Consider the following 25,728-nt stretch of genomic DNA (forward strand, 5'->3'; position numbering starts at 1 on the left):
GCTGCCTTCAGCTGCTCCGCCGCTTTCGCTTCAAGCTGCTGGCGTTCCGAAGCTGCGCGAGCTTCCGCTTCTTTCAGGCGTGCTTCCGCCTGCGCCTGCTGCTCCTTCGCTGCCTTCAGCTGCTCCGCCGCTTTCGCTTCAAGCTGCTGGCGTTCCGAAGCTGCGCGAGCTTCCGCTTCTTTCAGACGCGTTTCCGCCTGCGCCTGCTGCTCCTTCGCTGCCTTCAGCTGCTCCGCCGCCTTCGCTTGAGCCTGTTGAAGTTCTGCGGCAGCACGGCTCTGCATTTCCTTTTGCTGCGCCGCTGCTTGAGCTTGCGCTTCTTTTAGCTGATTGGCTGCTTTCGCTTCTGCTTCCCTCAACCTTGCCCGCTGCTTCTCGGCCTCTTGCTTAAGTTGGGCAGCATGCTGGGCCTGCATCGATTTCTCGCGTTCAGCAAACCGGGTCCTTTCCTGCTCCAACATCGCATTCAATCGTGCAATCTCCGCCTTGTTGTCCGCCGCCATTTTGGCTTGGGCCTGCTCGGCTTCCTGCTTTTGTTTGATGGCTTCCGCAATGGCCTGATCACGCTGTTCCAGTTCCTTGCGGTGTTCACTCTGAATCGCGTTCAAGCGATTAAGCTCGTTTCTCAATTCCGTCCGTTCGCCGGTCAACATCTTCAGCTCATTCCGGATCTCCTGAGCCTGGAGCGACTGCTCGGCCATATGTACAGCCGCGAGGACCGCGATGCGCGGCGTGTCCAAGCGGGAGTGGTTTTTGGAGATGGTATTCATTCGTTCATCCACCAAGCTGGCCACTTGTTTCATGTATTCGGCACTGCTGCCGACCAATTTATAAGAAGTCCCGTATATCTCTACGGTGACGCGAGTACGATCAGGTGTAGTCACAGTTGTGCCCTCCTTCAAGTCTGTATGTTGATTCTTGGCTGTCAGCAAAAAAAAGTCACATCAATCCTCTAATGCTAAGGATTCGATGTGACTTTAAGCAATTCCTGCTAATTCTTTTTCATAATATCAGAAAGTAAAAGCGCCAAGGAATCGGCTTCCTGATATTTCAAGAGGGACTTCATTTAAAGCACGTTCCGTCTTCCTTGCAAATCCATCTTATTTTAGCGGCCACAATCAGCTTATTTGCAATCCATTCAGCCGAAGGTGAGAGGCGAGGCTGAACCGAAAGCCCCCTCTGTCCGGTCTTCATGGCGCTTGGGCAGCACGGCTTCGTTTGTTAACTCAGTGAGAAGATGCTTCGTCCCTATTTGCGCAGCTCCGCGCCGAACTGTTCTTCCAGGCGCGAAACGACGCGGGAATGAACCTCGGTAATTTCCTCATCGGTCAGCGTGCGCTCGCGATGACGGTACACGAGAGCCATTGCTACGCTCTTCTTGTCGTCTCCCAATTTGCTTCCGGTGAACACGTCGAATACCTGTACGGTTTGCATCAATTCCCCAGCTGCTTCACGAATGGCATGGAGCATGGCTCCCGCTTCGACGTCTTTGCCGACAACGACCGCAATATCCCGTTCAACCGCAGGGAAACGCGGAAGCTCGCGGTAACGGATATCCGCATCCGCATCGCTGTAAATCGCTTCAAGACCGATCTCTGCCAAATACACATCATTAAGATCATACTGCAATTGCAGTTCCGGATGCAATTGGCCCATCGTTCCGATCAGCTTATCCTCGCCGCCATGCAGATCGCTCAAATATACGGATGCGGAACGTCCCGGATGGTATCCTTCCGGCTGGTTGGCCACGAAACGAATACGGCTCTCCAGACCCAGATAAGCAAACAGTTCCTCCAAAGCCCCCTTCAAATCGAAGAAATCGACTTTTTCCGCACCGGCATTCCATTGTTGAGGAGCACGATGGCCCGTAAGCAGCATGCTCAAAACCGGAATTTCATGCGGTTGTTTGGTCAACTGCTCCTCTTCCGTGAAGAACACGCTGCCCACTTCGAATACCGCCAGGGAGTCCTGTTTCCGATTCATGTTATACACCGCGGCATCCAGCATTTGCGGAAGTACGCTTGTACGGAGCACGCTGCGGTCTTCGCTCATCGGCATGGCCAATTTTACCGTTTTGCTGCCTGCCGTCAGGGACGGGAACAAGGATGCCTTATCCGGATGTACGAAGGAGTAGCTGATCATTTCCTGCCAGCCGCTGTTTGCAAGCAAACCGCGGATCGTGCGGCGCATTGCTTGAGCGCGCGTGTATGCCCCAGGCGTCGTAGGCCCTTCGATCGGCGTAGTCGGAATGTTGTCGTACCCGTACAGGCGTGCTACTTCTTCGAACAAGTCCACATCCAGTGTGATATCCCCTCTGCGCGTCGGAACTTCCACGTCCAGGATGCCTTGTTCGGCATCGCCGCAGGCGAAGTGCAGACGGGCGAAGATCGTTTTAACCTCAAGCAGCGACAGATCTGTTCCAAGATAACGGTTGAGTTTGTCCAGCGACAATTTCACGACGCGTTTCTCTGCGGATTCCGTTCCTGCCTGAACGATCCCCTGATGAACTTCGCCGCCCGCATAACGTTGGATCAATTCCGCAGCCCGATTCAATGCAGCAATGACTGCTCCAGGATCCACTTCCTTCTCAAAACGCAGGCTCGCTTCGGAACGCAGCCCCAGTTGGCGCGACGTTTTCCGTACAGTTCCGCCATCGAACTTGGCAGATTCAAGCAACAGATTGACAGTGCCTTCCGCAACCTCGGAATTCTCGCCGCCCATGACCCCGGCGATCGCCACAGGTTTCACGCCATCCGTAATCAAGAGCATATGCGGCTCCAGTTTGCGCTCTTGGCCATCCAGCGTCACGATGGTTTCGCCTTCCTGCGCCATACGCACGTCAATGTGCCCTTTTTCCAATTTATCCGCATCAAATGCGTGCAGCGGCTGACCGTATTCCAGCATGACATAGTTGGTTACGTCGACGACGTTGTTGATCGGGCGAATGCCCGCTGCCATCAGGCGATTTTGCATCCAGAGGGGGGACGCTCCCAATTTGATGCCCGTAACATAGCGAGCTGCATAGTGAGCACACTGCTCCGCAGCCGAAATTTGCACCGAAATGTGGTTTGCCGCCGCATCCGAAATCTCCACCAGATGCTGCTGCGGATCAGGCAGCTTCACGTCGCGTCCCAGGATGGCACCGACTTCGTAAGCCGCACCCAGCATGCTGAGGCAATCCGAACGGTTCGGCGTCAGGTCCAGTTCCAGGACATGATCGTCCAGACCGAGAACCTGGGCAATCGGCGTTCCGATTTCGGTATTTTCAGGCAGCACCAGAATGCCTTCCTGTTGTTCCTTCGGCAGCAATTTGTCGTTCATACCCAATTCTTTCGCCGAACAGATCATGCCCATCGATACAACGCCGCGCAGCTTGGCTTTTTTGATGTCCAGCCCGCCAGGCAATTTGGCACCCACAAGGGCAACCGCGATTTTTTGGCCTGCATCCACGTTTTTCGCGCCGCAGACGATCTGCAAATCCTCTTCCTGCCCAGCATCCACGATGCAAACGTTCAGTTTGTCGGCATCCGGATGTTTTTCCTTGCTTTTCACATAACCTACAACAACCTTGTTCACGCCTTGGTTGCGGTTCTCCACCACGTCAATCTCGATGCCGGAACGGGTGATTTTCTCCGCCAGCTCCTGTGGCGCCACGCCTTCCAGGGAAATATAATCAGACAGCCAATCCGTCGATACTCGCATGCACGTTCACTTCCTTAATCTATATTTGATGTTTCGATCCTGGGCGCGATCATGCCAAATCATGCTGACACGCGCAGAAGAATGTATGGTTCTATCGCTTACAACCGCCCGAACTGCTTAAGGAATGCCAGGTCGCTGTTGTAGAAATGACGAATATCGTCGATGCCGTACTTCAGAATGGCAATACGCTCAACGCCCATGCCGAAGGCAAAGCCGCTGTATTTTTCCGGGTCGTAACCGCCCATTTCAAGCACTTTAGGATGAACCATGCCGCAACCGAGAATTTCAAGCCAGCCTGTTTGTTTACACATCCGGCAGCCGCTGCCTCCGCATTGCACGCAAGTGACATCCACTTCAGCGCTTGGCTCGGTGAACGGGAAGAAGCTTGGACGAAGGCGAATCTCCGTATGAGGCCCGAACATTTCGCGTACGAATTGCAGCAATGTGCCTTTCAGGTCGCTCATGCGAATGTTTTCGCCGATCACGATGCCTTCAATCTGGTTGAACTGGAACGAGTGCGTTGCATCGTCATCATCGCGACGGTACACTTTGCCTGGGCAGATGACCTTCAGCGGCACTTCACCCTGCATCGCTTGCATGGAGCGAACCTGAACCGGAGAAGTATGGGTACGCATCAGCAGTTCTTCAGTGACATAGAACGAATCCTGCATGTCGCGGGCCGGGTGGTTTTTAGGCAGATTCAATGCCTCGAAGTTGAAATAATCGGTTTCGACTTCCGGACCTTCCGCTACGCGGTAACCCATACCGATGAAAATATCTTCGATTTCCTGCACCACTTTGGTTAGCGGGTGCAATCCGCCTTGGCGCCCACGGCGGCCAGGCAATGTAACGTCGATCGTTTCGGATTGGAGACGTTTTGCGGTCTCTTCTTTCGTGAACTGCTCCTGTTTGCTCTCGATCACGGCTTCGATGGCGCCGCGAACGTCGTTGGCCACTTGGCCGATGACCGGGCGCTCCTCCGCGCTCAGCGCGCCCATACCGCGCAAAATCTCGGTCAACGCGCCCTTTTTACCCAAATACTTTACGCGCAGATCACCAAGCGTCTGCGGATCGTTAACACTGGACAATTGATCCAGCGCTTCGATCTTTAATGCCTCCAAACGTTCTTTCATGTGAACAGCCCCCTCATGTGGTTTTATTGCAACAAAAAAGGCCTTTTCTCCCCATAAAGGGACGAAAAGACCGTGGTACCACCCTTGTTAGACATCCGGTTCTGCCACGCCGCTTACCGCGCAGCCCGTATGTCTCACTCTAAACGGAATAACGACCGTTAGCCGTTTGCCCCTACTGATGGCAGCAATGAACGCAGCCATGTTCAAGGAACCGCTCCGGAGTGAATTTCGACAGCCCTTTTCTACAGAAACGCTCTCAATCCGCGGCGCTTCCTCCCTGTCCAGAGGCACTGCTTACTTATCTCCATCATCACGTTTGCATAAGTTGGTTTAGGTTAACTCAAGCGTTGAATGTTCATAATTATAAGCAAAAGTTAGCCCTTTTGCAACTGTTTGAGCCGGAATTGAATTTCCCGAATCTCGGCTGTCTCCGCCGCACGCCCGGCCTCCTGTTCCGGATCGGCAACCGTTCCCTTTCCAGGCTGAAGGGACGGCGACAGCAGCTCGGATAACCGCAGTTCAAGTCGCAGTCTTTCGTCGTCGGCATCCCGGATGGTCAACGCGCTATCCCGCAGCTTCAACGATTCCTCCAATTCCTCCACGCTTCCTTCAAATCGGCGTACCTTGCCTCCCGGCTCCAGATCAAGCAGCCGATTGGCAAGCGCCTTCGTCAACATTCGGTCATGGGAGACAAGAACCAACGCGCCGGAAGCCCGTTTCAGCACATCCTCCATGACTTCCTGCGTATCGATGTCCAAATAATTGGTCGGTTCATCCAGAACGAGCAGATTGGCCCCGCCAAAGTACAACCGCAGGAACGCCGCCCGGCATTTCTCTCCCATACTCAGATCTCCGATTCGCTTGAACACATCATCCCGCGAGAACAGGAAACATCCCAGAAGCGTGCGCGCTGCGCTTTGCGTCATGGACGGCAGGGTCAGCAGACTGTCCAGCAGCGTAACATCCTCGGGCAATCCTTCCAGCTCCTGCGAAAAATAACCGATCTTCAATTGCGGATGGCGCGCTACATGGCCCTGCACCGGATCCAGTTCGCCGATCAGCAGTTTGAGCAGTGTTGTTTTACCCGTACCATTCGGCCCGCGCACGGCCAACCGGTCGCCGCGTTCCACGGCAAACCGTAAATCGCTGAACAGCGGCGGCCCGCCCGGATAGGCAAAATCGACCCCTTCCATCGCAAGCAATTGCCGGGCGTGAAGCGTATTCACTTGCAATTCCATGTTCAGCTTGGGCGCCTCGCGCGGCTTTTCCACCCGATCTCGTTCCAAACGATCCAACTGTTTCTGCTTGGCATGGTAACGGGATATGTTTTTGTTGGCTTTCGCTTTGTAAAAGCTTTGGGTAATCTTCACCTCAACATCGGTTGCCGAGTTGTGCGCCTTATGGAACCACTGCTGATAATTGCGGATCGCCTCCTGCAATGCCTTTCGCTCCAGTTCCTGGTTGCGATAAAGCGTTTCTTGCTTGCGCAGCTCCTGCTCCTTGTACGTTTTGTAATCCAAATATCCGCCTTTATATTTCGTAAGTTCTTTATTCGTAAACTCAACGACACTCGTGGCGACCTGATCGATGAACGTCCGGTCATGCGATACAAACAGCAGCGTCCCTTCATAGGAAACCAGCCATTCTTCCAGCCAGCGCATGCTCTCCTCATCCAGATGGTTCGTCGGTTCGTCCAGGATGAGGAACCGGGGACGGCTGACCAGCAGGCCGGCTAGACGCGCTTTAGTTTTTTGCCCGCCGCTCAGGGAATCATATGTCCGATTCCAGTGTTCCTGAGTCAACCCCAACTTGCCCAATGTTTTTTCCACGTCGGTCTCCCACATGTACCCGTTCAACCGCTCGTAATGCTCCAACGCCGCAGCATAGTCGGCAAGCAGCTGCTCATTATCTCCTTCCCCGCTGCTCATGCGTTTTTCCAAACGTTCCAGCTTACATTTCACTTCATGAAGCGCCCCGCTTTCCTGCCGCACCGCATCCAGTACAAGCGTCCCGGGAGCAATGCTGGAGCGCTGCCTCATATAACTCCATTCCCGCTGGGGAAGGTGCCGTTCAATACGCCCCCCGCCGTCTTCTTCACCAAGAATCATCCGCAGCAGCGTCGTTTTGCCGCATCCATTTCGGCCTAGAATCGCCAGCCGTTCTCCTTCATTGATTTCCAGGCTCAACCCTGAAAACAACTCCATCCCGTTCCAATCCTTCGATACTTCATGCAGGCGTACCAATGTCGTCATGAGCTCTCATCCTTCCTGAATTCGAATTAAAAAGCAAAAAAACCACCGGCAGCAGCCGGCGGTCTGGCAATTCGAAAATACATGAAATCTCAAACGGACATATGGATACGCCAAGACATGAACAGAGCAACCCTAAAAACAGGGTGCTGCGTACAAACATGCATATGCACACTGTACTCCCATATCTGATCCCAAATGCCGAATTGGACACACGAATCCCTCATTGCTCAGCCGCTGCGACTGACTGCGTCAATAACACTGTGCAGTTCATAAGGTTCGATTTCATGTGTCTTACTTCATGGGACGTATGGTTACCTCTCATTCATGCGTAGTATCGTTACTCCGCCATTGTATCAGAAACTCCTCCAAAAGCAAAGCCCATTCCCGCGAAGCTTCTTAAGCCCCTTCCCCTCCATCTCGTGAAACCACGAAAAAACCCTTGCTGTCGCAAGGGCTGGAGTGCTGCCTCATCATAAAGCGGGTGATGGGAATCGAACCCACGCTACCAGCTTGGAAGGCTGGAGTTCTACCATTGAACTACACCCGCATGAAAAAGATCGGGACGACACGATTTGAACATGCGACCCCCTGGTCCCAAACCAGGTGCTCTACCAAGCTGAGCTACGTCCCGACAACGCGCTTAACATCGTTTTTACATAATTCAATATATCATGTCCACCTTTCCCGTGCAACGGTTTTTAGCTCGATGAATGGTCGATCATGCCAAAATGGGCAGAAGCGTCATCACGCCGCTGCCCCATGCTTATCCTGCCGCATCGCGCAAAAACAAATGTTCGAAATCGGCAGCCTCGATCGGCTTGCTGAAAAAATAACCCTGTGCTTCATGGCAATGCTGGTCACGCAAAAAGGACAGCTGCTCCTCATTTTCCACGCCCTCCGCCGTCACTTTCAACTGCAGGTGATGGGCCATGGAAGTAATGGTCGAAACAATTGCCGCATTGTTGCGATCCACCATCACCTCGTTGACGAAAGAACGGTCGATTTTGAGCCGGTCAATTGGCAGATCCTTTAGATAGTGCAAGGAGCTATAGCCCGTTCCGAAGTCATCGATGCTGATGTGAACACCGATCTCTTTAATATTGCGCAGTTGTTCAAAAGCACGGTCTTTATCAAACGTCATGCTTTCCGTGATCTCCAATTCCAGCCATGCCGGATCAAGTCCCGTTTCCTCCAAAATGCTGCGGATATTGTCCAACAGATGTGAGTGCCTGAATTGCCTCATGGACAAATTCACCGATACGCATAACTTGCGATAACCGGCCTCCTGCCAGAGCTTGTTCTGTTTGCACGCCTCCCTGAGCACCCATTCTCCAAGGGGAACGATCAACCCGCTCTCTTCGGCCAATGGAATAAAATCCGCTGGCGATACCGAGCCTCTCTCCGGATGCTGCCATCGTACCAATGCCTCCATGCCTACGATCAGGCCGCTCGCCAAATTAACCTGAGGTTGATACACCAGATAAAATTGCCCCCGATCAAGCGCCTTGCGCAGATCATTCTCGAGCTGCATCCGTTCCAGCGCTTTCATCTGCATCGAATGGGCATAGCGGTTCAGCTCTATGCCCTGCTCCTTCGCATAATGCAGCGCGGTATCCGCATTTTGAATGATCTCTTCGGGCGAATCGCCGTCATGAGGGTACAGGGCGAGTCCTGCGCCAAGCGTCAAATGGTATTCGTTTCCGTCCACTTGAACAGGTTTCTCGAACAATTGCATGACCGTTCTCGCCCGCCTTAATGCCGTTTCGGCTTCCGGAAATCCGGTTATGGTCACGACAAACTCATCCCGCCCCAACCCGAATACTTCTTCGTCGGGGAGAGCCGAGTTTTTCAGCAATTGCCCTACTTGGCGCAAAACGTCATTGGCCGCCTTCTGCCCAAGCGAATCGTTAATGTTTTTGAAACGATTAATATTCAAGACCAAAACCCCGACAAGCTGCTCTTTCTCCACCGCTTCGTCCATCATGCTTCTCAGACGCTGCGTCAGGCGACGCCTGTTCGGCAGCCCGGTTACATCGTCATGATGAGCGATATAATTCATCTTGGCTTCGGCGACCTGCTGTTTGAGAAATGGCGTATCCACAACGGACACATAAAGTCCTTTTTGAATCAGAAAGTAACCGAGGCAATTGCTGACCAGACCAAACCACAAGTTCAGATCATCAAAACGTACTGCAGCAACGTAATAACATTCCGCATAGAAAAAAAACATGACCCCGCACAAAAGGGAGGCTAGTTCAGCTTCTTTATTTTGTTTCCACTTAACGAACAAAATAATGGCCGCAACGCCGTACAGCAATCCAATCGCAAAATGGATTTGCATAAACGTTGGGCTAAGGACGCTGCCTTGCATCAGCTTAGGGAACCCGTTCCACTCCTGAATGCCCAACGTATACAAAACGACAAAAGTCACCAACGTTCCGCCAAAAAGCAAAATTTTGCGCGGAGACGCAACTTCCTTGTCTCCCATCGCATAAATCAGTAACAAACCCAATGCGCATAACAGCGATCCCCATGTCATCATTCTGAGCGAAAATTCCGATTCCAGCATCGCTCCGTTCGGAATTCCCTCTGCAAACGACACAATGTGAACAAGTTCAAACAGTCCGATCAGCAAAAACAATGTCGTTAACGAAATTCGGCGTAAGGTCAGCTTCTGGGTCTGGAACAGCCAGCTCTGATTATATATGCCGATACACGCCGCAGCTGCTGCAAACCCTCCCAATAACATAAGAACCGGATATGCCGATACGATCAGATCAGAGCTTTCGGAGGAACGAAACCATTGAGCTGCGATGAAACATATCAGACCGCCAATGGCGACCCAGCCTACCATTCTCTGATCCTGTAGATTAGCCTTCATGCCTTGTTTTGTCCTTCCCTGGATTACCTATCCTGAAATAAGCTGAACCCTAACATACGTCGGAATCTCCGTTAGTGAGATCATCGCGGAAAGAATGACCGTAATTTTCTACATCATTCGACAATTTCTCTTCTACTAACGTTCAATTCCCATGTTTAACATGCTATCTGGTACATAATAACATTTTATTTTGCGGACGTGAACTAAAAAAAATGAGCCTATAGGAACAATTATTCATATAAATATTAAAAACCAAGGAAATAAGAACTAAAAAAAACACGAACCCCCTGAGGAAGTTCGTGTTTTCAAATTCTACAACAGCAAATGGACCTATTTTATTTGTCAAAATTCACTTCTGGCGTTGTAAGCTTGTCATAGAAATCGACAACCTTATCCTTGTTCTCGGACGAACGAAGCGCCATGGCCGAACGAGGGTGCTCATCCAACGTTCCAGTGATCATATAAGGCAAGATGTAACCCCACTCTTCTTTTTCACGGAGCGGAACCATCAATTCCTCCAGTACGCCAAGCACCGGACGCAAGTTGTACTTGGTCCCTTTCAGATGCGCAACGAGCAATTCGGTCGGGCAATTGCCCGCTGCACGCCCCATGCCGTAGACGGAGGCGTCGAGCAGTTCTACGCCGAGCTCGGCAGCCACCAGCGTGTTGGAGAAGGCAAGCTGCATGTTGTTGTGCGTATGCACGCCCAGACGTTTGTTCGGCAGATGCGTTTTGAATTTCTCCACCAGGTATTTCATGTCATTGTGATCCAAGCTGCCGTAGGAATCCACGATGTAGACTACATCCACCGAGCTTTCTTTGATCAGTTCAAACGATTCCAACAATTCATTTTCCATCACGTTGGACAATGCCATGATGTTCAGCGTTGTCTCATATCCGCGATCATGGAACGTTTGTACCAGATCAAGCGCCTTGTCCACATCTTTGCTGTAGCATGCCACGCGAATCAAATCCAGCATGCTTTCACTGCGGGGCAAAATGTCGCTCTCGTCCACGCGGCCGACATCAACCAGAGCAGACAGCTTTGTGTTGCCTTTGTTCGGGATGACTTTGCGCAGGAAATCATCGTTCAGGAAACGCCATGGACCCGCGTTTTCTGCGCCTTTGAGCAGTTTGGGAGAATTTTTGTAGCCAATTTCCATATAATCAACGCCGGCTTCGTTCAATCCGGCATACAACCGCTGAACGAAATCCACGCTAAAGTCCCAGTTATTGACCAATCCGCCGTCACGGATCGTACAATCCACAATTTTGCTATGATTTGTCTTCATTTATTTGCTCCTTTTCTCACCATCTTGTGTATTCCTCTCATGATACTTGAACGACACAAGAAAAGTAAAGGGATTACGGGTTTATTTTGCTCTTTCGGACTTCCAGATCCGGTCGATTTCCTTCAGCGCCTCATGGTCCGGAACTTTATTTCCATATCGCACTTCATTATAAGCATGCGGCAAAACCTCGGTCAGCCTGCTTTCCTCCCGTTTATGGGTGCCCCGCTCACGACCGATGACCTCAGCCGCCTCCAAAGGGGTTGAGGAATCCGGTAAGCGCACACCCAACCGCTTGGCATTTCTGATCCAGCGCCCGTAATAATAACGCACACGTTCAGCATCTTCCGACGGCAGCGAATCCTTTTTCCGAAACCATGGTTTTCGTTTCTTCGCAGGCACTTGCAGCGATTCGCTGACATCCATATAAGCGGTAATCGGCTCTTTCTTGGATTCGGCAGGTTCCAGCCAACGTTTAAAACGCTCAACCCATTTGATGAACACTCTTTTGCCCAAGCGCACAACCAGCCAGACGATAACCACTGCGACGAGTCCCAAGACTGCCCAACCGAGAATATTCCACAGCATGGACGGCTCTCCCGGCGAACCCTCGGCTTCACCAGGAAACATCAACGGCTCATTGGCAGCGGAAGGAGGCGGAGGCGGTTCAGAGGAAGAAGACGAACCCAATAGCGATCGGATCCAAGACAGCAAACGGTCTCGCAGCGGAACCAGCCAGGCGGCCAAGCTTGGAAAAGCTCCAATGGCGCCAATCACGACCAACAGGACAAGCAAACGAACATGATTGGCCCTGACAAATTCCTTCAGCACCATTCTCCGATTGCCGTCGTTCAGCATGGCCCGGTCCAGTTGGGCGAAATAAATGCCAAGCAACCAGGCAACAAAGCTGATCCCCCCCGATACATAGAGCGTGTTGTTATACGGCTGCAAAACACGGAAAGGTTCCAGACTGGAGACGGCACTTGCCACAATTGCTCCAGCGACGCCAAACATTTGCAGCCTCCAGCTCAACGTGGATCTCAGTTCAGGCACGGGAGTCAATCCCATATATGCGGCGAATGCTCCCCATACCGCCACTGAAACCAGATCCAACAAGGGTAATGAGAATGGCAAGGCAACAACCATGGCCAACATGCCCATGACGAATGACGCGCCCAAGCGCAACCATGCCTTTCTCCGTGTCCCCCTATATCTTCTCCCTACGATTACGCCCAGCAGTCCTGCCCCGCCATGAACCATCAAGAGAATGAAAGGCAGACGCGTGCCTGAGTATAGCCCGGTGACAACAAGCAGCGGGTACATATAAATGCCTTGCAGCCATACTGCCCACAATGAACGCCAGAACCAACGATCGTCGGAAAAAAATTCAACCTTTGTCACGCACTCACCGCCCTGCTGTCAGTCTGTACCTCGACGACAGGAAGAATAGTCACCTTGTGTCCCTGTTCCTGCAAACGTGCAATCTCCCGCTCCATCGCTTCGGAAACATAAGATGTGATCAGGAGATAGCTGTACGCCTGCTCGGCAAGTTCACCATATTCTGCTTCGGTCCGCAGAAACTGTTCCATTGGGGTAATGCATTTGAGCTCTACCTCAGCCATGGCCTCCAGCAGCAGTTCCAGGTGCGGCGTTCCATAGTCCGGTTCAATGCGCAGCGGATCCTGTCCCCCTTTGGCCCGATAGCCGTTGTGCGCGAAACCGACAGGAAGCCCCCTGCGGACAGCATCTCCTGCAACCGTGGCTGCATAACTTAGCGCGCGTTCGATTACGTCCGGGCGGGTCACCACGCTCCACATTTCTGCCGATTCCTGAACGTTCACGATAATCCATGACTGCGGATCAGCCGACCATCCCTGTTTATACACTTGCAGCTCGCCGGTTCGCGCGCTTGCCTTCCAATGAATCCGATTCATCGGATCCGTCGGGCCATATGGCCTCACCCCTAAAATAAGGAACGGGTCCTCCACGATCCAGCGCGAGACCTCCACCTCGCCTTGCCATATCTGATATATGGCCGGCATATCCTCTTCAGCGACCAAAGCAGGATATACCACCATAGAGAGTTCCACGGGCAGCGGTTTGGAGAAACTCCATAACCCAAACAAGTCTCCTCCCGTCATCGTGACCGTATTCATGGTGTAAATCCCGCGACGGGCGCATGTAAAAGGATGCCTCCGGGTAATGCGGGTAAATGGTTTTAACGTAAATATGCTTTTATGGTTCTGATAGATGTCTCCCTGGCTAATATCCACACCCGAGCCGCTTCGAAATATAAACGAGCCTGGCATCATGGCCTCCAATCTGAGCCAAGGAACCGAGAAACGCTTCTCGTTAGCGATCGTTTCAATCATTTCAACCTGTTCCCCGGCATAACAACGCCTTTTGCTGAATTCCCTGGCATATGCCATCCTTCGCAGAGCCGGGCGCCCAAACACCAGACCATGCAGTCCGATGACAACCCCTCCAACAACGATTAGCCATAGCAGTGCCATCTTATCGCCCACTGCCTAGAGCGGCATTTTCAGTAGGTACGTCGATTCGTCCAAGCAGATCGTCAATGATGCGTTCCGCCATGCCTTCCTGTTGGCGCACTCTGTTCCGCAGCACCAATCTGTGGGCCAGCACGGGCTTGGCCAGCAGCTTGATATCATCAGGAAGCACATAATCCCTGCCATGCAGCGCTGCCCAAGCCTGGCTAGCTTTTAGCAGCGCCTGTGCTCCACGGGGGCTGACTCCGAGAGACAGTTCGGGATGGCTGCGGGTCTCTTCCGCCAAACGGGTAATGTATCGCAGCAGATCTTCCTCGATTCGCACGGAACGATATGCTTCTTGAGCCTGCAGTAACCGCTCCCTCGTGACGATTGCGGTTAAGGCAGCTGCAGATCTCCCCGCCACGGTACGTCTCAAAATCTCGACGCTTTCATCCAAACTGGGATATCCCATACGGATTTTCATCATGAAACGGTCCATCTGCGCCTCAGGCAACGGGAACGTTCCTTGATTGTCGACTGGATTTTGGGTCGCGATCACGACAAACGGCTTTTCAAGCCGTTTGGTTATGCCGTCAATGCTGATTTGGCCCTCCTCCATGCATTCCAGCAGACTGGACTGGGTACGCGGTGTGGCTCGGTTGATTTCATCGGCAAGGACGAAATTCGCGAACAAAGGGCCTTTCCGGAATTCGAAATCCCCTTGCTTTTGATTGAAAAAGTGAATGCCCGTCAGATCGGATGGCAACAAATCCGGCGTAAACTGAATGCGCTGAAAGGAGCAATCCACCGAAGCAGCGATCGATTTGGCCAGCATCGTTTTCCCCGTGCCGGGCACATCCTCAAGCAGCACATGCCCTGACGCAACCATCGCCGTCAACACCAGCTCCACCGTAAAATCTTTGCCTACAATCACTTGCCCGACATGCTCCAACACATGATTTTTCAACTGTTCCATTTCCCGAATATCCAAGACGCACCTACCTTCCTTTCTCCAAAAACGCTATTTATGTAAACGTATTCCTTATAACGATAACTCATTTCATCCAATAAAAAAACAACAGGCATCCGCCAAATTCGCCGGACTCCTGTTGTTTGGCATGGGTTACACCAGTGGCAGCTTGATGATAAAAAGGGTCCCCTCGCCCTTTTGGCTTTCAACTGCAATCGTGCCTCCATGGTTTTTGATGATTCGGTAACTGACCGACAGTCCAAGTCCGGTTCCGCTTTCTTTAGTCGTAAAGAACGGATCAAACAAGCGAACAAGCGTGTTATGGTCCATGCCCTGTCCGTTATCGGCGATGGAGATTTTAACGTATCGGTTTTCTATGGCCGTGGAAATGCGAATGAGCCCCGCATGTTCCTCCCCTACATCTTCGATGGCATCCATCGCGTTTTTTACCATATTCAGAATAACCTGCTTAATTTGCTTGACATCAATGGACACATTCATCGACGCATCGGTCGCCACATCCAGCGTGATCTCGCATCCCTTCATTAAACCTTCGCTCTCTGTGAGCAATACCACTTCTTTCAGTAGGGAATCCACGGACATAATGGTCTTCTGAGGTGCCGAAGGCTTCGAAGAGTTCAGAAATTCATAAATGATATCATTCGCCCTATCGATCTCGGTCAGTATGATTCGGGCATATTCATCCTTGCCGAGCTGCAGCAGATGGGGACGGAGCAGCTGGATGAAGCCGCGGATGGCCGTTAGCGGATTGCGGATCTCATGGGCGATCGAAGCCGAAATACGTCCCAGCATCGCAAGCTTGTCATTTTGATAAGCGGTTTGTTCGATTTGTTTATAGTCGGACACGTCCTTAACGCTGAATAAAAAATCTCCATCCATCTGGTCGCCATAGGTTACGGTAACCAGCCAATGCCTTCCATACTCATCAATAAGCTCATGATAGCGCTTACGGTGAAAGATAGTCTCCCGATAAATACGCAGGATCTTCTTTTTTTTGTATCGGCTCATTTGCGGATGATGCAGCATTTCCATCAGGGTGCAGCCACTCAACAAACTTCTGGGCAGCTCCAACAGTTTCGCCATCTGAACATTAATGAATGTCAGAACACCGTTGCTGTCAAACAACATGATCCCGCTATCCAGATGCTCCAGCACATTCTCATACTTATTATTATCCAGATGCACGTTAGGAAGCCCGTTTGTTGGTTGAATCACTGTTTCCTGAAATTCACTAATCATGTCAGGTTCCTCCTTTTCACGTAAATGATAAACTTGCCATTCGGACATCATATCATCACAGAAACAGGAAGGGCCGATTTTTGTTGTTCATTACCGGTGCCCTTTCATTAAGGGAGCTTAGCCGAAATATGGATTGCATGTCCGGAACTCAGGCTGCTCTGCATTCCCGGTAACCAGTAAACGATCCCGAAAAATAAGATGAAGGTTCCATTCTAAGCTTATCCTATTCCAAAAAACAAACCAATTTTTGCTCCGCCACTTTCGCAAGTCTGTTTTTATCATAGACAAGTTTATGGAAGAGAGTCAATCGGAGAAAGTGTCGAATGGAAATTATTTTAAGAAAAAACTCGAATCGGCGGACGGCTGTATTCAAAATGAATGCATGAAAGCGAAGCCAATCCGCAAACTGCGAATCCGCTTCGCTTCAGAAAAAAACATCTATTCAGCGGATAAAGGCATCACCTAGAGTCCACTTTTGTTATGCTGAATCTTCAATCTGCGCTGACTCATAACGGCAAGGCGTCGTTTCAGCTCGCTTTCCCACTTCTCATCCTTCATTTCCTTGGCAAGCCGCAGCAAATCAAGCGACATGTCGATCTGGCGCTGTACAATGACAAGCGCATCCTCGCTTTCCCTGCTGATGCAGTTTTCGAAGATGGCGTCTTCGTCCTCGGTGACGTAGTCTTGAAAGTCGATTTCGGAAGCACCGTCTCCATGCGCGTATTCAGCCAAAATCTCATATTCGTTTTCCACTTTGTAATGCACCTCGACCCGGTGGCATACCGGGCAAAACAGCAGGGGAACATTATGAACCTGGGTTCGGTAGTGCTTCAGTGTGCCCTTTGTTCCCACCATACTAGCCCCACAGCAGTAACTCATTCTTGTTCATCCTCCTTCTAACGTGCCGAAAATTAACCGATATTGACTTTCTGGGTATCTCTGGCTCTTCCGTCCGGGGATGGTTTCATCCGTATTCAACATTTATAAAATAGTATGTTCAGCAATGGTTCAACATGATTCTGGTTTTCATACCCTATTCGACTCTACATGGAGCGATTCCTCTTTTGAAGCCCCAAATACCTAACATTTATATTTTACATTAATAACACGTATTTATCTTCTATTAAACAACAATCATGGGCAATTTTCACAAAAAGGGTGCAAAAAGCCCTCATCCCTTACGGGGTGAGGGCTTGAACTTGTATTGTTCAAGTTGATTCGGCTTACAGGTTTTTGTCGCCTGGTTTCCAGTTCATTGCACACAATCCGCCGGATTGCAATGCTTGCAGTACGCGCAACGTTTCTTCAACGCTGCGGCCTACGTCATTGTGGTTCACCACTTGGTATTTCAATTCGCCTTCTGGATCGATGATGAACAGCCCGCGCAATGCAACGCCTTCTTCTTCGATCAGAACGCCGTAATCTTTAGCAACTTGTTTCGTGATATCGGAAGCCAGCGGGAAGTTCAGTTGGCCCAAACCGTTGCTGTCTTTAGGCGTGTTGATCCATGCTTTGTGGCTGTGCACGGAGTCAACGCTCACGCCGAGAATTTCGGTATCCAAAGCTTTGAATTGCTCGTAAGCATCGCTCAAAGCAGTGATTTCAGTAGGACACACGAATGTGAAATCCAAAGGATAAAAGAAAAATACGAGCCATTTACCGCGGTAATCGGACAGTTTAACGGAACCAAATTCTTGTCCGTCTCCTGTTACTGTCTCCATTGCAAAATCAGGTGCTGGTCTGCCAACCAAACGTTCTGCCATAACTAAAATTCCTCCTTTGGGATTATGTAAGCCTCCTTGCGGAGTGCTTAGATCAGGACACGCTATGTCGCTTGTCCTGCGATGAATGATGTTGTGTACCGCATAACGAGTACATTTAAAATGTTATCATTCGGACTTATCAAAGTCAAGATTATAAACGTTATTTTTTTATAATTATTATAAATAAGAAAATTTATTGACATTCTGTGCAGCAATCGTGAAAACAAGCAGCCCTCTACGATCCTGTCGGAAAGCAAAAGGCTGCTTGAACGGTCAATACATATTAAGCTTGTTTTTTGATCGCTGCAACGATCAGGTCGCCCATCTCGGTGGTGCTGATCGCCGCACTCTTGTCCACGGCGATATCACTCGTGCGGTGTCCGGCATTCAGCACTTCGGATACGGCCGCTTCGATGGCATCGGCGCCTTCCGCATAACCGAACGTTGTACGGAACATCAGGGCGAGCGAAAGAATGGTAGCGATCGGATTCGCCAAGCCTTGGCCGGCGATATCCGGAGCGGAGCCGTGCACCGGCTCATAAAGGCCAAAGCTGCCTTCACCCAGCGACGCGGAGGCGAGCATGCCGATCGAACCGGTCAGCATCGCTGCTTCATCGCTAAGGATGTCGCCGAACATGTTTTCCGTAACGATCACGTCAAAGCTGGCCGGGCGGCGCAGCAATTGCATCGCGCAGTTGTCGACCAATACATGCTCCAGTTCAACGTCCGGATAGTCCGGAGCCACGCGGTTAACGACTTCGCGCCAGAGGCGGGAGGTTTCGAGCACGTTCGCTTTGTCTACGGAAGCCAGCTTTTTGCGGCGTCCTTGCGCGATTTCGAATGCCTGGCGGACGATCCTTTCCACTTCCGTAACATTATAAGCACATGTATCCACGGCCTCTTGACCTTGATCGCTTTCGCGTCTGAACTTCTCCCCGAAGTAAATCCCGCCCGTCAGTTCCCGTACGACCATCAGGTCCGTTCCTTCCAACACTTCAGGTTTAAGCGTGGAAGCATCCTTCAGGCAATCGAACACGACCGCCGGACGCAGGTTCGAGAACAAGCCAAGCTCTTTGCGAATGCCGAGCAAACCGGTTTCCGGGCGAAGCTCCTTGCTGTTATTATCCCATTTCGGACCGCCAACGGCACCAAGCAGAACCGCGTCAGCACTTTTACATACAGCCAGCGTTTCTTCAGGAAGCGGGGTTCCTTTCTCATCGATGGCGATTCCGCCGAACAGAGCATGCTCTGTTTCAAAACGGTAACCAAATACTTCCTCGGTGCGTTTCAATACTTTTTCCGCCTCGGCCACAACTTCGGGTCCGATTCCGTCACCCGCGATAACTGCAATCTTTTTTACATCTGCCATGGTTGTCCTCTCCTTACATCGTTTCATTCATTTCAAACGTATCGTTGAATCAACTCTCTCCTTTTTATCATATTACACGTCCATTTGACCAAGATATACAATCTATGACTTTAATAGATTTTGCCTATAAGAGAGTGAGCGTCGTTGTTCGTCCCCTTCCGTATGGGTTACAATGGAAACGGTAATTCCATTTCAGGTTAGTACAGGAGGGATTGTAATCATGCAGTACACGTACTTGGGAAAATCAGGACTCAAGGTAAGCCGGATCTGTCTCGGCACGATGAACTTTGGACCCGCTACGGATGAAAAGGAAGCTTTCCGCATTATGGATGCGGCATTGGACGCCGGAATCAACTTCTTCGACACGGCCAACATTTACGGGTGGGGAGAAAACTCCGGGCTAACGGAGGAAATCATCGGGCGCTGGTTCAAACAAGGCGGCAACCGCCGGGAAAAAGTCGTGCTTGCCACCAAGGTATACGGCTCCATGCACGACGACACCGATGGTCCCAACAATGAAAGCGGTCTCTCTGCATATAAAATCAGGCGCCATCTGGAAGGCTCCCTCCGCCGTTTGCAAACGGATCATATCGAACTGTACCAGATGCATCATGTGGACCCTGCCGTTACTTGGGACGAGCTGTGGGGAGCGTTCGAGAATGCCGTCCATCAAGGAAAAATCGGTTACGTCGGTTCCAGCAACTTCGCCGCTTGGCAGATTGCCATTGCCCAGAGCGAAGCCAAAAACCGCCATTTTCTCGGCCTGGTGTCCGAACAGCACAAATACAGCCTAAATTGCCGTTTGCCGGAACTGGAAGTGCTGCCTGCCGCCAAAGAGCTCGGGCTTGGCGTCATTCCGTGGAGCCCGCTGGATGGCGGATTGCTCGGACGCAACGCGCTCCAGAAGCTGGAAGGCTCACGCAGCAGCGGCATTGCGGAACGCATCGACCATCAGCAGCAGCAGCTGGAACAATTCGCCGCCCTGTGCCGCGAGCTTGGCGAACCGCAGGATACCGTCGCCCTGGCCTGGGTTGCCGCCAACCCGGCGGTTACCGCACCGATTATCGGTCCACGTACCTTGGAGCAATTCGAAACGGCGCTCAAATGCCTTGAGGTTACGCTCGATGCGGAAGTGCTCAAGCGCCTGGACGAGATTTTCCCAGGGCCTGGTGGACACGCACCAAACGCTTATGCTTGGTAACGTCTGCTGTGCATGAACAGATTTAGGCAATAGCATTTATCATATAACGCAATTAACGTAAGTAAAGTCTGACCCTTATGCAAAAAAGCCGGGTCAGACTTTATTTTTGTGCTGGTCGACAGAGGACGTAATGGCATCTTCTCTCCTTACGGTACCTTTCTCGTATCAGAAATAGCGGCCCACGCATAAGCATGGCCGCTATTTTCCGTTGAAGCTGTAAGATTAAGATCAAATGAAAACAGGACTTACTTTTTGATCCAGTGCATCATTTCACGCAATTGACCGCCAACCACTTCGATTGGGTGCTCGGACTCGTTGCGGCGAGTTGCTGTCAAGAACGCACGACCGGATTGGTTTTCAAGGATAAAGTCGCGAGCGAATTTACCTTGTTGGATATCGGAAAGCACTTCTTTCATTGCTTTTTTCGTATCTTCAGTTACGACGCGAGGACCCGTTACATAGTCACCGTATTCAGCCGTGTTACTGATGGAGTCGCGCATGCTAGCCAGACCGCCTTCGTACATCAGGTCAACGATCAGTTTCAGCTCATGCAGACACTCGAAGTATGCCATTTCAGGAGCATATCCTGCTTCTGTCAGCGTTTCGAATCCTGCTTTTACAAGGGCACTTACGCCACCGCACAGAACAGCTTGCTCACCGAACAGATCTGTTTCTGTTTCTTCACGGAAGGAAGTTTCGATCACGCCTGCACGCGTGCAGCCGATACCTTTTGCATAAGCAAGGCCGATTTCTTTGGCTTTGCCTGTTGCATCCTGCTCGATCGCGATCAAGCCAGGTACGCCAAATCCTTCCACGTACGTACGACGTACCATGTGGCCAGGGGACTTAGGAGCTACCAGCAATACATCGCTGTCTTTTGGAGCAACGATTTGGCCGAAATGAACGTTGAAACCGTGGGAGAAGAGCAAAGCTGCGCCTTTTTTCAGGTTTGGTTCGATTTCGTTTTTGTATACAGCCGCTTGTGTTTCGTCAGGCAGCAAGATTTGAACCACGTCAGCGCGGCTTGTTGCTTCTGCCGGAGACAATACTTCAAAGCCGTCGTTTTTTGCAGCATCGTACGATTTACCTTCGCGAAGTCCGATAACCACATTCAGTCCGCTATCGCGCAAGTTTTGTGCTTGGGCATGGCCTTGGCTACCATAACCGATAACGGCGATCGTTTTTCCTTTCAATACGCTAAGCTCTGCATCCTGTTCATAATAAGTAGTAACTGCCATGTTTTAAGTCCTCCTTTATTTTGTAAAGAACCCTTCAATAATGAGCGGGTGTCTCAAGGGACCGTGGACCATAGCCGACGAAACCGTGATGCATGGGGTTTACATGCTTCGATCCATTCAGACACCCGCCCATTAAAGCGGGGATGTATCTCTCTTTTCAAGCGTTACATCACTAAAATGTTAGCTTGTATCAATCCATTGGTTAACTTATTCGTTTACATTCGCGGGTGAGGAGGAATCCTCATTGCTCGATGCGCTTTATGCATTTCCCCGAACAAGGGCCGTTACGCCGGTTCTGGACAATTCGCGAATGCCATAAGGCTTGAGCAGCTCGATCATCGCATCGATTTTGTCGGTATCCCCAACCACTTGAACCATCAGGCTGTTTGGACCGATATCCACGACCGCTGCGCGGAACGTTTCTACGACGCCCATAATTTCCGGACGTTCCGCCGGTTCGGACTTCACTTTGATCAAAGCGAGCTCGCGGGCAACCATTGGCTTGATGCTAAAGTCTACAACTTTGATGACATCAATAATTTTGTACAGTTGTTTCTCGATTTGCTCGATCGTTTTGTCATCGCCGACCGTCACAATGACCATCCGGGACAATCCCGGCTCTTCCGATTGACCTACTGTAATGCTTTCAATATTGAAACCGCGTCGACCGAACAATCCAGAAACACGCTGCAGGACACCAGGCTGATCGTTGACCAAAATCGATATCGTATGTCTTATCATTCCTCAGCATCTCCCATCAGCATTTGATTGATCGTTGCTCCTTGCGGAACCATCGGATACACATTTTCTTCTTTGCTTACAACAAATTCTACAACGACCGGACCGTCTGTGTCCAAGGCTTCTTGCCAAGCACGCTGCGCTTCTTCTTTGTTGGTTGCACGAAGGCCTTTAACGCCGTAAGCCTCAGCCAATTTTACGAAATCCGGACTTCCTGCCAGATCGATGTGGCTATAGCGGTTGTCGTAAATGAGCTCCTGCCACTGACGAACCATACCGAGCACTTGGTTGTTGATGATGACGATTTTGACCGGTATGTTGTTGATCGCACAAATTGCAAGCTCTTGGGAACACATTTGCATGCCGCCGTCGCCATTGATGGAAATAACCAGCCTGTCAGGGTTTGCCATCTGCGCGCCGATCGCCGACGGGAATCCAAAGCCCATCGTTCCCAAACCACCTGAAGTTACCCATGAACGTGGTTGGTTGAATTTGTAATACTGGGCCGCCCACATTTGATGCTGACCGACGTCCGTTGTTACAATGGCTTCGCCTTTGGTCGTTTCATTCAGCATTTCAATAACCCATTGCGGTTTCAGCACTTCGTTCGAATCGTTGTAACGATAAGGTTTTTCCTGTTTCCACTGCTTGATCTGATCTCTCCAGGCATCCGCACGTTCTGCACGTTGAACTTCCTTGTTGACCAATTCCAAAACCGTTTTGCAATCTCCTACGATCGGAATGTCAGTGGCAACGTTTTTACCGATCTCTGCCGGGTCGATGTCGATATGCACGATTTTTGCAAGCGGTGCGAAGCCGTCAAGCTTGCCCGTTACCCGGTCATCAAAGCGTGCCCCGATGTTGATCAGCAAATCGGCTTGCTGGATGGCTTGGTTGGACGTGTACGTTCCGTGCATGCCCGGCATTCCCGTCCACAGTTCATGACCGCTTGGGAAAGCGCCAAGTCCAAGCAATGTTGTCGTAATCGGAATGCCCGTTTTTTCCACGAATTCCAACAGCGCTTCATGTCCGCCCGAGTAAACGACACCGCCGCCAGCGATGATCATTGGACGTTCCGCTTCCTGAATCGCTTGGGCCAGACGATCGATCTGCAGCTTGTTCGGTACCGTCGTTGGATTGTATCCTCTCAGCGTAACCGGACCTGTCAGTGGTTCGAACAACGTTTTATTGGCCGAAACATCTTTCGGAATGTCGATAAGCACCGGGCCTTTGCGTCCTGTGTTCGCGATGTGGAATGCTTCGTGAATGATACGCGGCAGATCCTCGACATCTTTGACCAGATAGCTGTGTTTCGTGATCGGCATCGTAATGCCGGTAATGTCTGCTTCCTGGAATGCATCCGAGCCAATCAAGCTGGAAACGACATTCCCCGTAATAACGACGAGCGGTACGGAATCCATATAAGCCGTGGCAATGCCTGTAACCAGGTTCGTCGCCCCCGGCCCGGAAGTCGCGATGCACACGCCAACCTTGCCGCTTGCCCGCGCATAACCGTCTGCTGCGTGAATGGCACCTTGTTCATGGCGCGTAAGCACATGTTTGAAATCTTCGAAGCCGTACATCGCATCGTAGATATATAATACGGCACCGCCCGGATATCCAAAGACACACTCGACGCCTTCCAGCAGCAAGCTTCTCAGCAAAATTTCAGAACCGCTAATGACCTCCGGCTTCATCCATTTTTCACGTAATTCATCTGTTGATCGTACTTCTGGAATATGAGCTCCCATCAGTCATCCTCCTCTCGGAATTTACACCATTCTGACATTTGAAGTTACAAAAAAAACCTTCCATCCCTGCAAACATAATGATGCTTGCGAGGGACGAAAGGTTGTTCTTCCGTGGTACCACCCAACTTTGCCCGCTATTTCGCAATAACGGACCTTACCAGGTACTAAAAAGACGATGACGTAAAACGATCAAAGTCGTTCCCGTACCTGTTGCCTGTAACGCAGGCATACGATTCCCCCTAATAGGCAAGGAATGATCTCCATTGCTTTTCAGGAAAACAGCTCCGAGGTGAGCTCGTATATAAGGGGTAATGGTGGTGGTTTCAGCAGATCCAGCCACTCTCTGAGCAAAAGAGCCCTTAAAACTTCGTCCTCTTCATAGCCGATAAAATATTCTCGTTAAATGTTAGGAACATTATATGACCCCGGCAGCAGATAAGTCAATACCTGATTTTAATTAATTTCAGAACGCCCGTTTCATATGCTCGTAACAAACACGGCGCTTTCCCGCAGCGCTTTCCAAAATGAAAATATTTTTCTCCCTGAATCCAATACGCAATATTGGGAACAGGACATAGCTTAAGCATTTCTTTCAACGCTTCCATCGTTTAACATAACCCATTTTCACTCTTTCATTCAGTCACCTTTCAACTTCATCCAGGCATAAAATATACGAGCACCAAGACCTCTTACGAAAGGAGGCCCGGCATGGTCATTCGACAGCGCAAATCCAAACTGGACGATGCCGCCATCATGCGGTTAATCGATACCGAACTTGTTCCGTTGTCCCATATGGGTGAGAACGATATCAACAAAATTCGCAAAGAAATACCCCTGCGGATGAGCAGGGGCATGACCTTCGTGATTTCTCCGAGTCCCGACAAAGAAGCCTTGGCCTTCATCCATCTTCTCATGCATGGCGAGCTGCTGTACATCGACATGATGGCCGTTTCCGCCAAAGAACAGCGCAAACGATACGGGCAAACGCTCCTGCATAAAGCAGAAACATTCGCCACATCACGCGGCTGCAAAATATCCAAAGTCATGGTGGACGAAGGAAATATGAAAGGACTTCAGTTTTATCAAAAACAAGGATATCGCATCATCCGATATATCATGATCAGCCGCTGCTTTGAGCTCGAAAAAAACATCTGAGCTCGAAAAGAGGAGCACTCTTCGCCGTCTCCCCGAAACCAATTTAGGCATTTGCCGTCCTTCGTGGTCCTTGTCGCCGCCTCTGCTCCCCCAAACAACCGTCTATCGGTATAATTCATTCGACCGGAAGGGCGAAATCAATCGTCTTTAGTAAAATCCTGGTGGACGCGGGCCTGGTCCATAAGGACTGAAGCCAGGACCAATCCCAGGGTACCCGGCCCCATAGCCAGGGCCATACCCCGCTCCACATCCCGGTTTCGGACCCGGCCCATAACCTGGTCCAGGTGCTCCATAACCAGGGCCATAAGCATACGGCAAGGTTGCAATAGCCAACAAATCAAATAAAACGAGTGGCAAAATTGCTTTTGTGCGAACCTTTTTGCCGTCTATGCGTTTCAACACAAGCTTGTTTCCGGATATCTTCACCAGTCTTCCAGTAACCCGAGTTCCGTCCTTTTTGACCGCAACGATATTTTGGCCAACAAACTTCATCGCATCAGTACGCGTAATTCGTGATCTCATACTTTCCCCTCC

The 25,728-nt window shown here is 50.8% G+C and carries 19 protein-coding genes and 2 tRNA genes; 2 read left to right on the plus strand and 19 right to left on the minus strand.

The window, feature by feature from the left end; translation table 11 throughout:
- The 15 genes from zapA to leuB form a co-directional block, all read right to left on the minus strand.
- A partial coding sequence (zapA, locus tag RSX24_RS04480) for a cell division protein ZapA (RefSeq protein ID WP_343259775.1) occupies positions 1 to 884 on the minus strand: 884 nt, incomplete at its 3' end.
- A gap of 364 nt (positions 885 to 1,248) precedes the next feature.
- Positions 1,249 to 3,702, minus strand: coding sequence for a phenylalanine--tRNA ligase subunit beta (pheT, locus tag RSX24_RS04485; protein ID WP_236415961.1), 2,454 nt, complete (start codon positions 3,700 to 3,702; stop codon positions 1,249 to 1,251).
- A 98-nt stretch (positions 3,703 to 3,800) separates the two neighbouring features.
- Complete coding sequence (pheS, locus tag RSX24_RS04490; RefSeq protein ID WP_236415963.1) at positions 3,801 to 4,835, minus strand: phenylalanine--tRNA ligase subunit alpha; 1,035 nt, start codon at positions 4,833 to 4,835, stop codon at positions 3,801 to 3,803.
- Positions 4,836 to 5,209: 374 nt separating this feature from the next.
- On the minus strand, positions 5,210 to 7,087 hold the full coding sequence (abc-f, locus tag RSX24_RS04495; RefSeq protein ID WP_343259776.1) for a ribosomal protection-like ABC-F family protein: 1,878 nt from the start codon (positions 7,085 to 7,087) through the stop codon (positions 5,210 to 5,212).
- Between the two features lie 476 nt (positions 7,088 to 7,563).
- Positions 7,564 to 7,634, minus strand: a tRNA-Gly gene (locus RSX24_RS04500).
- A 10-nt stretch (positions 7,635 to 7,644) separates the two neighbouring features.
- Positions 7,645 to 7,718, minus strand: a tRNA-Pro gene (locus tag RSX24_RS04505).
- Positions 7,719 to 7,850: 132 nt separating this feature from the next.
- Entirely contained in the window at positions 7,851 to 9,968 is a 2,118-nt protein-coding gene (locus RSX24_RS04510; RefSeq protein WP_236415967.1) for a bifunctional diguanylate cyclase/phosphodiesterase, read from the minus strand.
- 335 nt (positions 9,969 to 10,303) lie between these two features.
- A complete protein-coding gene (locus tag RSX24_RS04515) occupies positions 10,304 to 11,260 on the minus strand; it encodes an aldolase catalytic domain-containing protein (RefSeq protein WP_236415969.1) in 957 nt (318 codons plus the stop codon).
- An 81-nt stretch (positions 11,261 to 11,341) separates the two neighbouring features.
- Complete coding sequence (locus tag RSX24_RS04520) at positions 11,342 to 12,658, minus strand: hypothetical protein (RefSeq protein ID WP_343259777.1); 1,317 nt, start codon at positions 12,656 to 12,658, stop codon at positions 11,342 to 11,344.
- Entirely contained in the window at positions 12,655 to 13,770 is a 1,116-nt protein-coding gene (locus RSX24_RS04525) for a DUF58 domain-containing protein (protein WP_343259778.1), read from the minus strand. Before RSX24_RS04525 ends, RSX24_RS04520 begins: the two co-directional genes overlap by 4 nt.
- 1 nt (position 13,771) lies before the next feature.
- Positions 13,772 to 14,740, minus strand: a complete 969-nt coding sequence (locus RSX24_RS04530) for an AAA family ATPase (protein ID WP_343259779.1) — start codon at positions 14,738 to 14,740, stop codon at positions 13,772 to 13,774.
- 132 nt (positions 14,741 to 14,872) lie between these two features.
- Entirely contained in the window at positions 14,873 to 15,979 is a 1,107-nt protein-coding gene (locus tag RSX24_RS04535; RefSeq protein WP_236415977.1) for an ATP-binding protein, read from the minus strand.
- Between the two features lie 462 nt (positions 15,980 to 16,441).
- A complete protein-coding gene (locus RSX24_RS04540; RefSeq protein ID WP_236415979.1) occupies positions 16,442 to 16,858 on the minus strand; it encodes a hypothetical protein in 417 nt (138 codons plus the stop codon).
- A 344-nt stretch (positions 16,859 to 17,202) separates the two neighbouring features.
- The gene (locus tag RSX24_RS04545) at positions 17,203 to 17,742 is read right to left on the minus strand and encodes a peroxiredoxin (protein ID WP_236415981.1); all 540 of its coding nucleotides are present in this window, start codon (positions 17,740 to 17,742) and stop codon (positions 17,203 to 17,205) included.
- A gap of 283 nt (positions 17,743 to 18,025) precedes the next feature.
- A complete protein-coding gene (gene leuB / locus RSX24_RS04550; protein ID WP_343259780.1) occupies positions 18,026 to 19,111 on the minus strand; it encodes a 3-isopropylmalate dehydrogenase in 1,086 nt (361 codons plus the stop codon).
- A 220-nt stretch (positions 19,112 to 19,331) separates the two neighbouring features.
- Here leuB and RSX24_RS04555 point away from each other — a divergent pair, with 220 nt between their 5' ends.
- Positions 19,332 to 20,312 (plus strand): aldo/keto reductase, encoded by a 981-nt coding sequence (locus RSX24_RS04555; protein WP_343259781.1) that lies wholly within the window; start codon positions 19,332 to 19,334, stop codon positions 20,310 to 20,312.
- Between the two features lie 245 nt (positions 20,313 to 20,557).
- Here the strand turns inward: RSX24_RS04555 and ilvC are convergent, their stop codons facing one another.
- From ilvC to ilvB, 3 genes are all read right to left on the minus strand, one after another.
- The gene (gene ilvC / locus RSX24_RS04560; RefSeq protein ID WP_236415988.1) at positions 20,558 to 21,550 is read right to left on the minus strand and encodes a ketol-acid reductoisomerase; all 993 of its coding nucleotides are present in this window, start codon (positions 21,548 to 21,550) and stop codon (positions 20,558 to 20,560) included.
- A 258-nt stretch (positions 21,551 to 21,808) separates the two neighbouring features.
- On the minus strand, positions 21,809 to 22,291 hold the full coding sequence (ilvN, locus tag RSX24_RS04565) for an acetolactate synthase small subunit (protein WP_236415990.1): 483 nt from the start codon (positions 22,289 to 22,291) through the stop codon (positions 21,809 to 21,811).
- Positions 22,288 to 24,039 (minus strand): biosynthetic-type acetolactate synthase large subunit, encoded by a 1,752-nt coding sequence (gene ilvB / locus RSX24_RS04570; RefSeq protein ID WP_236415991.1) that lies wholly within the window; start codon positions 24,037 to 24,039, stop codon positions 22,288 to 22,290. The genes ilvN and ilvB overlap by 4 nt, the downstream gene beginning before the upstream one ends.
- Positions 24,040 to 24,747: 708 nt before the next feature.
- Here ilvB and RSX24_RS04575 point away from each other — a divergent pair.
- Positions 24,748 to 25,194, plus strand: coding sequence for a GNAT family N-acetyltransferase (locus tag RSX24_RS04575; RefSeq protein WP_339277067.1), 447 nt, complete (start codon positions 24,748 to 24,750; stop codon positions 25,192 to 25,194).
- Positions 25,195 to 25,341: 147 nt separating this feature from the next.
- Here RSX24_RS04575 and RSX24_RS04580 read toward each other — a convergent pair whose 3' ends face one another.
- Positions 25,342 to 25,716: a hypothetical protein gene (locus RSX24_RS04580; protein ID WP_236415994.1), complete on the minus strand. Its 375-nt coding sequence runs from the start codon at positions 25,714 to 25,716 to the stop codon at positions 25,342 to 25,344.
- Positions 25,717 to 25,728: the final 12 nt, after the last annotated feature.

It is taken from the genome of Paenibacillus hubeiensis (assembly GCF_032334105.1).
Classification (GTDB): domain Bacteria; phylum Bacillota; class Bacilli; order Paenibacillales; family Paenibacillaceae; genus Paenibacillus; species Paenibacillus hubeiensis.